The sequence below is a fragment of the Lysinibacillus sp. EB271-A1-10B genome (assembly GCF_058791335.1).
Genome location: NZ_JBYTDL010000015.1, coordinates 60,586 through 74,361, shown reverse-complemented (window position 1 = coordinate 74,361; position 13,776 = coordinate 60,586). Strand labels below are relative to the sequence as shown.

10 protein-coding genes are annotated in these 13,776 nt (G+C 35.8%); 7 read left to right on the top strand and 3 right to left on the bottom strand.

Features of this window, described 5'->3' with window-relative positions; all coding sequences use genetic code 11:
• Nucleotides 1–24 precede the first annotated feature (24 nt).
• From qoxA to AC3WSK_RS17905, 3 genes are all read right to left on the bottom strand, one after another.
• Nucleotides 25–984 carry a cytochrome aa3 quinol oxidase subunit II gene (qoxA, locus tag AC3WSK_RS17915; protein WP_079563108.1) on the bottom strand — a complete coding sequence of 320 codons (960 nt, stop codon included), beginning with the start codon at nucleotides 982–984 and terminating at the stop codon, nucleotides 25–27.
• An 833-nt stretch (nucleotides 985–1,817) separates the two neighbouring features.
• Nucleotides 1,818–2,660 (bottom strand): DUF2785 domain-containing protein, encoded by an 843-nt coding sequence (locus tag AC3WSK_RS17910; protein ID WP_492413113.1) that lies wholly within the window; start codon nucleotides 2,658–2,660, stop codon nucleotides 1,818–1,820.
• 283 nt (nucleotides 2,661–2,943) lie between these two features.
• Entirely contained in the window at nucleotides 2,944–3,411 is a 468-nt protein-coding gene (locus AC3WSK_RS17905; RefSeq protein WP_079563110.1) for a hypothetical protein, read from the bottom strand.
• A 540-nt stretch (nucleotides 3,412–3,951) separates the two neighbouring features.
• Here AC3WSK_RS17905 and AC3WSK_RS17900 point away from each other — a divergent pair.
• The 7 genes from AC3WSK_RS17900 to AC3WSK_RS17870 all read left to right on the top strand — a co-directional run bounded on the left by AC3WSK_RS17900 (nucleotide 3,952) and on the right by AC3WSK_RS17870 (nucleotide 13,635).
• Entirely contained in the window at nucleotides 3,952–4,941 is a 990-nt protein-coding gene (locus AC3WSK_RS17900) for a hypothetical protein (RefSeq protein ID WP_079563111.1), read from the top strand.
• Between the two features lie 111 nt (nucleotides 4,942–5,052).
• A complete protein-coding gene (gene tig / locus AC3WSK_RS17895; protein ID WP_079563112.1) occupies nucleotides 5,053–6,342 on the top strand; it encodes a trigger factor in 1,290 nt (429 codons plus the stop codon).
• Between the two features lie 761 nt (nucleotides 6,343–7,103).
• Complete coding sequence (gene clpX, locus AC3WSK_RS17890) at nucleotides 7,104–8,375, top strand: ATP-dependent protease ATP-binding subunit ClpX (protein WP_079563113.1); 1,272 nt, start codon at nucleotides 7,104–7,106, stop codon at nucleotides 8,373–8,375.
• Nucleotides 8,376–8,604: 229 nt separating this feature from the next.
• On the top strand, nucleotides 8,605–10,929 hold the full coding sequence (gene lon, locus AC3WSK_RS17885) for an endopeptidase La (protein WP_079563114.1): 2,325 nt from the start codon (nucleotides 8,605–8,607) through the stop codon (nucleotides 10,927–10,929).
• Nucleotides 10,930–10,933: 4 nt separating this feature from the next.
• Complete coding sequence (yihA, locus tag AC3WSK_RS17880; protein ID WP_079563115.1) at nucleotides 10,934–11,515, top strand: ribosome biogenesis GTP-binding protein YihA/YsxC; 582 nt, start codon at nucleotides 10,934–10,936, stop codon at nucleotides 11,513–11,515.
• 118 nt (nucleotides 11,516–11,633) lie between these two features.
• The gene (locus tag AC3WSK_RS17875; RefSeq protein WP_079563116.1) at nucleotides 11,634–11,807 is read left to right on the top strand and encodes a YjfB family protein; all 174 of its coding nucleotides are present in this window, start codon (nucleotides 11,634–11,636) and stop codon (nucleotides 11,805–11,807) included.
• Between the two features lie 169 nt (nucleotides 11,808–11,976).
• Nucleotides 11,977–13,635, top strand: coding sequence for a hypothetical protein (locus tag AC3WSK_RS17870; RefSeq protein ID WP_079563117.1), 1,659 nt, complete (start codon nucleotides 11,977–11,979; stop codon nucleotides 13,633–13,635).
• Nucleotides 13,636–13,776: the final 141 nt, after the last annotated feature.

The window sequence follows — 13,776 nt, the reverse complement described above, 5'->3', positions numbered from 1 at the left end:
CTCCTTTCAGGTGTGAAAATAAAATTAATGTGAATGTGTTTCTTCAGAATTTTTCTCTGAATCAGAATGATTCCCATGATCCATTTTAGAGTGATCCATTTCTTTTTCGGACATGTCCATATCACTATGATCCATGCCGCCCATTTTCATGTGTTCACTGTGTTCCATTGGAGCAGGTCTAAATTCTAAGTGTGTAGATGAATAGCTTGAACGTCCAACGTGTTCTGCTTTTAATAGTTCATCAAATTTTTCTTCTGTTAATGGTTTTTCGTTTGCTTTTACTTTAGAAACCCAATCGTCGAAGTCTGCTTGTGTCATAGATTGCGCTTCAAATTCCATTTCAGCAAAACCGCGACCGTTAAAGTTAGAGTTACGGCCCATGAATGAACCAACCTCATCTGCAGCAAGGTGAATAGTTGTTAACATGTCACTCATCGCGTATTTTTGACCAGCTAATTGTGGAATCCAGAAACTTGTGATTGGTCCGAAAGAGTAAAGTTTGAACTCGATTGGACGGTCAGTTGGAATATTTACATAGTTTACAGTTTCAACACCTTGCTCTGGATAGCTAAAATGCCATTTCCAGTTAGAAGATGATGCGTAAATAACAAGTGGCTCTTTATTGTCATAACCTTCTGGTGTTGTCTCTACAGTACTTGTTGTTCTTACAGTAACAACTGCCAAGAATGCCACTATGATAATAGGGATAACTGTCCATATTATTTCAAGTAGATGACTACCCTCTTCGTGAGGAGGCTCATAATCGGCAGATGCTTTTGAAGCACGATATTTAGTTAGCATAAATGCTAAAAGCACATACACGACTAGTAATATAAAGGCCATTGTAATAATGGATAAAATAATTGTGTCTGATAATGTTTTGGCATTTGGCCCTTTAGGATCAAAAACTGTTAGGGGTTCACAGCCAGCAAGAATTGCTAGCGCGCTAAATGCAACAAACATTAAGCTTAACTTTTTCTTCATGTTTGACTCCTTTCTATAAAACGGCTATTCATAAATTTCATATGTTTATATATAGATTCGAATTTATAAATAGTGGGTAATACGGTCACCTCTTTTAATTGTTGTACCAATCAAATAATCAGAAATACTTACAATGGCATGGTTCACTATGAAACATTGAATGTAGTATTTGATTGGTCTAATGCAAGCGTTCGCAAAGTCATTAATCTGTGTAATCGATTTTTAAACAATGTGTCATAATCGATCGACACAAATGTCGTTGTTTGCATATAGGATTATACGCCCCGTTTGAAAGAAAAAAAATTATTTTTTTATATTTTTAATAGTAAACTGGGGATAAATATGAACATTCTTTGAACGAAAATCGTTATTTCAATATTAGTATTTTTGTGTTTAATATAATAAACACTGTTTAAACGTTGAAAACACTGAGTTTCTTATCCTTAACTAAGTAAATAGTTTTTTTTGTGAAAATGTCATTTCACATTTTAGACTTCATTTTGTAATAAAATCGCTGTTAAATTAGGTTGTTGAATGCTTTATTGTTGCGTTTTAAAAAAATATGAGTAAACAAAAAGTAGAGATGTGGATATATAAGGATAAACTTTCAATGTAAGGGATGATTGGAAAGGAGTATTTCGGAAACGAATATAAATTATGTTAATATAATTATGTACTTCCGTTTATTGGGTTTTTGATATTTTACTTAAAAAGTAAAAAATGCAAACTAAGGAGATTCTTAGTTTGCTAAATTTGGTATGGGAACGAAATTAAATGTATGAAGCAGAAAGAAAGTGAAATTCGCTTAAGTTCGTCTAATTACGCCAGACATTTTATGCGCCTAGTTTTAGCCATTTTGCGACTTGGCCATATATAGTATTTTGAAGTTTTGGGGCTAGGTTATGCATCTTTAAAGCAAAATACAATGTTTTCATTAAATTTAATGTACATGTACGTCCACTGAAAAAGGCTTCGTTATAACCTTGAGTCATTAAATGCAGTTCAAATTTATCAAATACTTGTTCGGCAAATTCTATTAATGCTTCCTCAGAGTAGTCACGAGCTAGTAACGCTTCAATAATAGTAACTAAGCGTTCCTCCTCGTCGTTGACAAAAACAGTATCTTTCCAAGTAACAAGTTTCAAAGCATGCAAGATTAAAGGCGCATGTTGTAAATCAAATTTGGGGTGTTTAATTGTCATAGCCGCTAAATCTGCACCATGTGCAATGCAATGCGCCCAACCTTTATCTTGAACATGTCCTCGCGTATCTTTTTCCAATAATAAATAGCGACCGATCTTTATAAAGAAAATTTGTAAACGCTCATCACTTAAAATTAGTAGTTCAGCATCTTTTACGAGAATACCTGCAACAAGTAAAGCAGAAAACGAGCGAGTGAAGACACTATCTGTCATTTCTTCACCTATGTTTAAAAATAAATAATCATCGCTTATTACAGTATCAAATAAGTATTGTAGCTGTTCATTGCTCAGTAAATTGTCGCTAAGTAGATCAATAAAAGTTCGATAAATTAATTTGTCTCGTAATTCAGCATCTGGTGAACCAATGTGAGTTAACATTTCTTGTAACAACCATTCGCCATTTTGTATCATAAATTCTTGTCGTTCTGAAGATGTCATGGTTGAGAATGATTGTAATGTATTTTTAATATCCATATGTAATTCCCCCGAGGTTAAGTTAATTCTCTATAAGAGCATTCTTTTCGAAGTGTTAGTTGAACATAGTAAAAATGCTTATATGGAGCTAGGTCTTTTTATTATAACGCTTCAACGATGAATTTGTTGATTTGTAAAGTTTTCTAGTGATATAGAAGTATATTGGCAATGGGAATTCCAGAAACAACAAAAAGTTGATATGATAGACAAGCAACAAAAAGGGAAAGACTTATTCAAGGAGCACATAAAAAAGACATACCTATTTAAGTATGTCTCATCTTAGTCATGATATAAGGGCTGACTTTATACCGAGCGGCCATTCAGTATAAGTATTTTGGTTGGTTTTTAATTCAACAAGAATATTTGCATTTTTAATGGTTTCGATTAGCCATTCGCTATAATGATGATTCGGTTCGGCGTGCTGTAAGATTCGTTGCATATCTTTTTGGTCGATACTTAGAAGTTTATAGTTGCATTCAATGTGTACACTTTGGGGAATAATAAAAAGTGACTCATGTTGGTGCCCGATTGAAATGGAGCCAGGAATGTAACCTTGGATACTTATAATATGTGTATTTGCTTCTTGCGTGTATAAATCAATCTTTGTCCGTGTGAGTATTTCAAATTCGATCGGGTAATCCTTCTGATAAGGATTGTCCGCTGTAGAAAACGAAACAACTTTAATTGGTAGTGCCTCAAACATAGGAGAGATGCTACTACCGAATTCACTAACTGTATCTATTAATTGCATGTATTCCACTCCTTGTGAAGAACTTTTGCCATCAATTATGCTACGGCATAATTGCGTCAGGAATCAGCTTTGTGCATTCCAGCAGATGTTTTTTGTGCGAAAGCGAAGCGTCAGCAGCACATGTTTTTGTCTGTAGTTTGCTGAAAGCTGAATGCCTGTAAATAGTAATAAATGAAAGATATTATTAATTATAATACAATTTATTACAAAATATGTAATGCTAAAGCAATGATTTTTTTAAAATAAGCAGGGAGTAAATTTATATTGTCATCGTTGAATGTTAAAAATGATATATGTTAAAACGTATACTGTTTAATAAGATTGAATTGGAGTAAATGAGGGGAGCATTACAGATGAGACCCTGGTGGGAATCAATAGAGGAACGCACAAAGTTCAGTAATAACGCTTTTGTGACTAACCCCCAGTAGCTTATCGCAACTCTTCGTAAAGCCCTCGGTCAGATTCGTAAATCAACTCCATGATAGTGTGATGATTCATATAGAAACTAATAAGTAAAATAGTCGTAAAGAGGTGAGAAAAATGACAAAGCGAAAACGACATGTTATAAAACATGACAATATTGTTGTTTTTCCTGGTGCTGTTCAGACATTAATACGTGAAGGACATATGTATGCGGAAAATTATCAATATGAAGAGGCAGTGGCCAGCTTTGAAAAAGCATTTTTATATGAAGATGGAGACGAAATGGCATTAAGTGCTTACGCGTATGCTTTATATGAATTAAAAGCATACGATAAGGTTAAAAATGTTTGTGAGCAATTATTTGCTATGGGTACGACTTTATATGTGGAAGTAATGGAGCTGTATGTTACTGTATGTATGCAATTAAAGGAATACCACCAAGTAGAGTCGTTAATTTCGACATTAATAGAAGAAAATGTACTTCCGGAAGATCGGCTTGAGAAATTTGAACGCTTAAGAAGCTTGAATCAAGATGTTGCAATGAATCTCCAAAAAAAAGAGGATGCAAAACGATTGTTAGAAGAGCAAGAATATGAACTTTCGGAATTTAGTACCTTAACGGCAAATGAACAATCTATTCGACTGCATCGTTTAATGGAGACGAATGTAAGGCAATTAAAGACAGCATTGAAAGATATTATTGAATCTCCTACAATCCATCCATTTGTTCAGAGTTTAGCATTAATTCTATTAGTGGAACAAGAAGTGTCAATTGAGATTACGGTCTCAAAATTTAATGGAACAAAGATTATTAACCCTATCAATTTAGTCTTGCCAAATCAGTTGCCTCAGTATAGGGAAGTAAAAAAAATAATCGAAAATAAATTAGAGCAAGACCCATCGACGTTGGAAATGGTACAATACTTAATGGCGAAGCATGCCATTGTGACATATCCGTTTGAATGGCACCAGTATGAAGCTGATGATATTGCCTATAGTTATATTGACTTTGTACAATCTATGCTCGGAAAAGTACAGGAAATGAACTATGAAATCATTGACTTTTTACAAATGTTAGAAAAAATGACGGAACTACATGAAGTATGAAATAAGTTGAAACTATACGCATCTATGTTATACTAAAATGGTTGTCAAAATCGTAGTTACGAATGAATTGTCTAACAATAAACTTGATTATTTATTTGGAGGTATTTATACATGTCAGCAAAATGGGAAAAACAAGAAGGTAATATCGGTACTCTTACAATTGAAGTACCTGCTGCAGAAGTAGACGCAGCAATGGACCAAGCGTTCAAAAAAGTTGTAAAACAAATTAACGTACCAGGTTTCCGTAAAGGGAAAATGCCTCGTAATATGTTTGAACAACGCTTTGGTATCGAATCTTTATACCAAGATGCATTAGAAATCATCGTTCCTGAATCTTATTCAAAAGCTATCGATGAAGCTGGTATTATGCCAGTAGATTACCCAGAAATTTCTGGTACAGAAAATTTCGCACATGGTAAAGATTTCACATTTACTGCTCAAGTAACAGTGAAACCAGAGCCAAAACTTGGTGAGTACAAAGGTTTAGAAGTTACGAAACTTCCAGTAGAAGTTACTGATGAAGAAGTAGAAACACAAATTCAAGAACAATTAGCTCGTAAAGCAGAGCTAGAAATTAAAGAAGACGAAGCAATCGTAGAAGGCGATACAGCTGTTATCGACTTTGAAGGTTTCGTAGGTGAAGAAGCGTTTGAAGGTGGCAAAGGTGAAGACTACCCACTAGAAATTGGTTCAGGTTCATTCATCCCTGGCTTCGAAGAGCAAATTGTAGGTATTAAAACTGGCGAATCTAAAGATGTAGTTGTAACTTTCCCAGAAGAATACCATGCAGCTGAATTAGCTGGTAAAGAAGCTACTTTCAAAGTAACAGTAAAAGAAGTTAAAACAAAAGTTCTTCCAGAACTAAACGATGAATTCGCTAAAGAATTAGACCCAGAAGTTGAGGGTGTTGAAGCTTTACGCGCTAAAATCAAAGAGCAAACTGCAGAACAAAAACTAGCTGAATCAAATGCAGCACTTCGTGACGAATTAGTTGAAAAAGCAGCTGGAAATGCTGATTTTGAAGTACCTGCTGGTATGATTAACTCTGAAACTGATCGTATGTTACAAGAATTTGGTCAACGTTTACAAATGCAAGGTATGAACTTAGACCTTTACTATCAATTCTCAGGTCAATCAGAAGAAGATTTACGCGGACAAATGAAAGAAGAAGCAGAAAGCCGTGTACGTGTATCTTTAACTCTTGAAGCAATTGCAGAAGCTGAAAAAGTTGAAGCTACTGAAGCTGATATCGAAGCAGAATTAGAAAAAATGACTGCTCAATTTAACATGACAAAAGAGCAAATTACTGGTGCTTTAGGTGGCACAGCAGTTCTTGAAAACGACATTAAAATTCAAAAAACAGTTGAATTTTTAGTAGAAAACGCTAAAATTACTGAATAGGATTTTTTTGTAACTGGATAGAAAAATGAAAACAAGGTACGGCATTATACCGTGCCTTGTTTTATCACATATTGTGTGTTTAGGTGTAGCTTGATTCCACGTTAGGTTTAGTTTTACGACTACTTTCACTGCAAAAGCATCCTCCAAAAGGAAGTGCTTTTTTGAAGAGGGGATAGGCAAAGCCTTTACATTTCTCTAATACATAGTGTTGTTTGACTTATCACACGATGCTAAAATTTGACTTTATTCAGCAGAGATAGGGTTTAATTGATTGATTGATGTCTCAATTCTTCCAAATGAGGAACAACGAAATACATCCTCTTCTGAATGAAGTTAAGCCTCTGGCGAATGTAATAGATTTTAAAAAAATTGTAACTTATACTACCGAGTATAAACGTGAAGTCACGAGTCAATACCAACTGAAGAAGGTCAGGTAGATTGGCTAAACGTAAGGTCTCTGGTCGCTAGAGCTTTCTGAAGAATCAGTCACTTACACTCATGTGGTAATAAAAGGTATGAATGGTATAATTAGGACTCGCCCTAGGTGGTGGATAGAATTTGTTAAACTACACGCTATGATGGTGAGCTGGAATTTATTAAGTTAATGAAATGGAAACTTTGTGGCAATATTCATGTTTTTTGTACAATGAGTGTCAAAAATCTTGAACCATAAACGCCGTGGTGTAAATGGATGCAGACAATTTATTTGATAATGATTCAATAATCTTGTAAGATTGTTGCTTGAATAGGGGTGAAACATATTGTTCAAATTTAATGATGAAAAAGGCAATTTAAAATGCTCATTCTGTGGGAAACCACAAGAACAGGTACGTAAACTAGTTGCGGGTCCTGGTGTTTATATTTGTGATGAATGTATCGAACTTTGTTCAGAAATCGTTGTAGAGGAACTGGGCGTTGAAGAAGAAATTGAATTCCAAGATATTCCAAAACCAAAAGAAATCTTAACGATTTTAGATGAGTATGTAATAGGTCAAGAACGTGCTAAAAAAGCTTTAGCAGTTGCGGTTTACAATCACTACAAACGCATTAATACAAATAGTAAAATTGATGATGTAGAATTAGCGAAGTCGAACATTGTGTTAATCGGCCCAACTGGTAGCGGTAAAACTTTATTGGCCCAAACATTGGCGCGTATATTAAACGTTCCTTTTGCTATTGCAGACGCTACTTCACTAACTGAAGCTGGCTATGTTGGTGAGGACGTTGAGAATATCTTATTAAAATTAATTCAATCAGCAGATTACGATATTGAGCGTGCTGAAAAAGGGATCATCTATATTGATGAAATCGATAAAGTTGCACGTAAATCTGAAAATCCATCCATTACACGTGATGTATCTGGTGAAGGTGTACAACAAGCACTTCTTAAAATCTTAGAAGGTACAGTTGCGAGTGTCCCACCACAAGGTGGCCGTAAGCATCCTCATCAGGAGTTCTTACAAATCGATACTACGAACATCTTATTTATTGTGGGTGGAGCGTTTGATGGAATAGAATCCATTATTAAACGTCGTCAGGGTGAAAAAGTAATTGGCTTCGGTTCAGATCCTAACAAAATTGATGTGGATGAAGGCTCAATTATGGCAAAGCTGATTCCAGAGGATTTATTGAAATTTGGCTTAATTCCAGAGTTCATCGGTCGATTACCGGTACTTGCAAGCCTAGAGCAATTAAACGAGGCTGCGCTTGTACAAATTTTAACAGAGCCTAAAAATGCACTAGCTAAGCAATATCAAAAAATGCTTGAATTAGATGGTGTTGAGCTTGAGTTTGATGAAGGTGCCCTTTCTGAAATTGCAAAAGAAGCAATTGAGCGAAAAACAGGTGCACGCGGTCTTCGTTCAATTATTGAGTCAACAATGCTTGATGTAATGTACGAACTACCTTCACGTGAAGACGTGAAAAAATGTATCATTACGGCAAAAACAATTACGGATAAAGAAAAACCGAAATTGCTTCTTGAAGATGGCACTGAACTCGATGAAGGTAGCGACACAAAAACTTCAGCATAACGAACAGACGTGGCTGTCTATTGTTATGAGATAAAGAGTAATTTAGCTGACTTCGATTGTGTAATATTCGCACATTCGACAGTCAGCTTTTTATTCATTCATACATAAAGCCAACTGTAATTAAATGAAATTTTTGGCTCAATTGATTAACTAGTGTGAATCAGCTTTTTAGACACATACTAGTAGCGTGGGAGTGAATAAGAAAATTTTGACGGAGGTGAATACCCGCATGGTGACAATACAAAAAACAACAAATGTACCATTATTGCCTTTACGTGGACTTTTAGTATACCCGTCGATGGTGTTACATATTGATGTGGGTAGAAATCGTTCTGTAGCGGCGCTAGAACAAGCGATGTTAGAGGACCAACTGATATTATTAGTAACACAAAAAGAAATGCATGATGAACAGCCTGATGAGCAAGATCTCTACACAGTTGGTACGATGGCATATGTTAAACAGATGCTTAAATTACCAAATGGAACTCTGCGTGTTTTAGTGGAAGGTGTAGCACGTGCAACATGGTCTAACTATCGGGCGTTAGAAAAATATACGGTTGTTGACATCGATGATAAGGAAGAAACAATCGATAAGGATATTGAAACACAGGCTTTAATGCGGACGCTGTTAACGTATTTTGAAAGATACGCGAAAGCCTCCAATAAGATTACTTCCGAAACCATCAGTACTGTGGCAGACATTGAAGAGCCAGGTCGTTTAGCGGACATCATTGCTTCACACTTGCCATTCAAGATTGCAGATAAACAAGAAGTATTAGAAATGCTCAGTGTAAAAAAACGTTTAGACCATTTAATTATCCGTTTGCATGATGAACAAGAAGTACTTGATCTAGAGAAGAAAATTAATACAAAAGTTAAGCAATCAATGGAGCGTACTCAAAAAGAATATTATTTACGTGAACAAATGAAAGCTATTCAAACTGAGCTAGGGGATCGTGAAGGGAAAACTGGCGAGGTCGCTGAATTACGTAAACGTATTGACGCAACAGGAATGCCTGAATCCACGAAAGAAGTAGTGCTTAAAGAGTTGGATCGCTATGAGAAGCTACCGGCAGCTAGTGCAGAGAGTGGCGTAATTCGAAACTATATTGATTGGATTGTAGCACTACCATGGACAAATGCCACAGAAGATCGCATGAATATCGCACATGCAGAAGATATTTTAAATCGTGATCATGATGGATTAGAAAAAGTAAAAGAACGTATATTAGAATATTTAGCTGTACGTCAATTGAAAGCATCATTACGTGGACCCATTTTGTGTTTGGCTGGCCCTCCGGGTGTAGGTAAGACGTCATTAGCACGATCTATTGCAGAAAGCTTGGATCGTAAATTTATACGTATTTCATTAGGTGGGGTACGAGACGAATCAGAAATTCGTGGGCATCGTCGTACGTATGTTGGTGCAATGCCAGGGCGTATTATCCAAGGGATGAAAAAGGCAGGGACAATTAATCCTGTGTTCCTTTTAGATGAAATTGATAAAATGTCTAATGACTTCAGGGGAGATCCAGCAGCAGCAATGCTTGAAGTTTTAGATCCGGCTCAAAATAATACATTTAGTGATCATTACATCGAAGAACCTTATGATTTATCAAATGTATTATTTATAGCAACTGCTAATGATTTAAGTACAATTCCTGGACCGTTACTAGATCGTATGGAAGTGATTTCAATTGCTGGTTATACTGAAATTGAAAAAGAGCAAATTACGAAAAATCATTTAATACCAAAACAGTTAAAAGAGCACGGCTTGAAAAAAACACAAGTTATTATGAAAGACGAAGCAGTAGTGGATATCATCCGTTACTATACTCGTGAAGCGGGCGTTCGCGGACTAGAGCGTCAAGTCGCAACCCTATGTCGTAAAATCGCTAAGATCATTGTTTCTGGTGAGAAAAAACGAGTAACAGTAAGCTCGAAATCGTTAGAGGAATTACTCGGTAAACATCGTTTCCGATATGGACAAGCCGAGGAAGAAAATCAAATCGGTGTAGCTACTGGACTTGCTTATACAACTGTGGGTGGTGATACATTGCAAATTGAGGTATCATTAACACCTGGTAAAGGAAAATTGCAGCTAACTGGGAAGCTAGGCGATGTCATGAAGGAATCAGCTCAAACCGCCTTATCGTATGTCCGCTCAAAAATGGAAGAGCTAAAAGTGGATGCGGAATATTTTGAAACACATGATATTCATATTCACGTTCCTGAAGGAGCAGTGCCGAAAGATGGTCCTTCCGCAGGTATTACAATGGCAACCGCAATTGTTTCCGCGATTTTACACCGTCCAATACGCCGTGAGGTCGGCATGACAGGTGAAATTACTTTACGTGGGCGTGTACTCCCAATTGGGGGCTTAAAGGAAAAGACACTCAGTGCGCATCGAGCAGGCTTAACGACAATTATTTGTCCAAAAGATAATGAGCGAGATATTGAGGATATTCCTGAAAGTGTACGCGAACAACTAACATTTAAACTAGTGTCATCGGCTGATGAAGTATTAGCCATTGCACTGGACGGAGGTATTTAAGAAAATGAAAGTCCATAACGTCGAAATGGTCATAAGTGCTGTAAGACCAGACCAATATCCAGAAGATGGACTGCCAGAATTTGCACTAGCCGGTCGTTCAAATGTGGGGAAATCCTCATTTATTAACCGAATGATCGGTCGTAAAGCTTTAGCACGTATTTCTTCTAAGCCCGGAAAAACACAAACGCTTAATTTTTACAAAATTGAAGAGCAATTGTTTTTCGTAGATGTTCCGGGTTATGGTTATGCAAAGGTTTCAAAGACTGAGCGTGAAGCATGGGGAAAAATGATTGAGCGTTACTTAACTGGGCGTCAGGAATTAAAGGCAGTCGTTCAAATTATTGACTTACGTCATCCACCTACAGCTGATGATCGCATGATGTATGATTTTTTGAAGCATTACAATATTCCTTGTATTGTCATTGCAACAAAAGCAGATAAAATTCCAAAAGGTAAATGGGATAAGCACAAAAAAATCGTGAAAGAAACGCTAGACATGGATAAAAATGATCCTATTATTGTCTTTTCTTCAGAAACAGGACTTGGTTTTGAAGAAGCTTGGCGTACTATCGAAAATAAAATGTAATAAGAAAACATCTATTGCGTCTATTATTTAGGACAGTAGATGTTTTTTTTATTAAAATGGATGGAATTGCTTGATGAATGAAATAACTGACCGATAAATTAAATAGGAGGTGGACTTAATGGATATCGCAGCTTTATCAATGGCAATGAATCAAGCAACATTAATGCAAAATGTATCTCTAGCTGTAACGAAACAGGCTATGGAGATGCAACAGCAAAATTCAGAACAATTAGTTGAAATGTTAGATGCTCCACATCCAACAGCTGGACATACAATTGACGTTCAAGTTTGATGAAGGAAGGTAGCTTGTAATTGGAAGCTACCTCTATCTTTGTGTCTAACGGTAGATTAAAAAAGGAATTAAAAGTACTAAAATGTATCTTTTTAGATAGTAAAAACTACCAATAGTACGATATACTATTTAATAATAATTAATAACATTTTTTTAGGAGGTGGGATTGTTGAAGAAAATTCCATACATACTAATGATTTTGTTACTAGCGGTTCTCGGGTTCTCATCAAATCAAACAGCACATGCTACCCAAATGGTGACTGGAACTTTTGTGGATGTAACATTTTCAGAATATGAAAATTCAAATGGAGTAATAGAAAAAAAGCTTAGTAAAATTACTTTGCAAAATGATAGCGGTCGTCAAGTTACATACAATATAAATAATAATGCCCGCCTGTATATTAATAAGACAGAGACAACAATCGAAGGCTTTAAGATGGGGATGAAAGTAGAAGCGGACATTTCCCTTCGAAGTGTTGTTGAGCTTCGAGGTACTTCTGATTCTACAAAGGAAACAGAATCTCCAACAGTTGCACACAATACGAAAACACTTGCCGGGGTAGTGACAAGTATCGATCCAAATGGACTATTTATTATGTTGAAGTCGGATTTTGGAAAAGAAACGACTTACTATATAAATAAAGATACAAGCTACCAAAAAAACTCCTCTGCAGCCGATATTAGCGCATTATATGTAGGGGATCGTGTTAAGCTAAGCCTTAAAAATCAAAATGCATCCATTGTCACAAAAATCGAAATTAGTGATACAGGTACATTAGTTGAAAACCTATATAAAGGTGAAATACAAACGGTTAATGCCAATGCAAATAAATTAACTGTAAAAAATCAACATGCTTTTATAAATTGGCAGTTTGGTTCTGATACAACAAAGGCTTTATCAACGATGAATTTTTCATCGAAAGTTCCAGTATATGTTGGAAACACAAAAATTAATAAAGATCAGTTGAAAAATTACATTGGTAGTGAAGCATATTATGCAACAGTTAAACAATTTGGCAAAGAAGTGATTGAAAAGATTGTTGTATTGAAAAACAACGAGCGAACTTACTACGAGCCTATGCTTTCTGTAGATTCTAAATATCAACTATTTAAACTTAAATCTGCAGGTACAATATACTTCCACGATGGAACGATATTAATTCGAAATGGTCGTTTAATCGAACCTACAGGCCTATTAGCTTATGGTACAGCCTTTGTTATTTCGGATGGTGCTGCACGTGATCATTATGCCCAAGTTGTGCAAATAACAAGTGATAGTTTTATGTCACCAAACTTAGCAGGTCATGAGTTATATTATGGACGTTTATCACAAGCAGATGGCTATTTAATCGAAATTGATGATGCAATGAAGATCGAGTCAAATGTCTTCAAGAAAACAGATCGTACTGTACTATCTGTTAGTAATTCAACAAAGGCAATAGTAGATGACGGTAACAAAACATACAGTGTTGTTCCTGATATTGAACTTCATTTATATGAAGGTCAATATGGATACTTCTATGTGAAGGATGGACATGTACAGGCCCTTCATATTCTGAATAAGGCGAAACCTGTTGCACCATTAATGTTAACAGGTAAACTACAGTCAGTTAAATCGAAATTCCCAGCTGTAATCAATGTGAAGAGCGTTAGTCAATGGCAAAATGGTCGTTGGTATGAAGCTGGTGAAATGATTGATATGAATATTGACCAAGCAACAATTATTAAAGCTGGTAAAGTTATTCAAGCATCTGATTTAAAACCTTCTGATCGTTTAGTAGTATTATCAGATCGTTTTATCAAAGCTCATTTAATATTAGTCGATTAATATCTGTGAGTTTTCTGCGAGTATATTTACGACGAAGGTATTCAGCCTTAAGCGAATTTTTTAGTACTTGCTAATGATGAAAGACTTTGTCGCGCTAGGAGTAGAAGGCGAGCAAATTTAACCTTAAATTTTTTAGGTGTG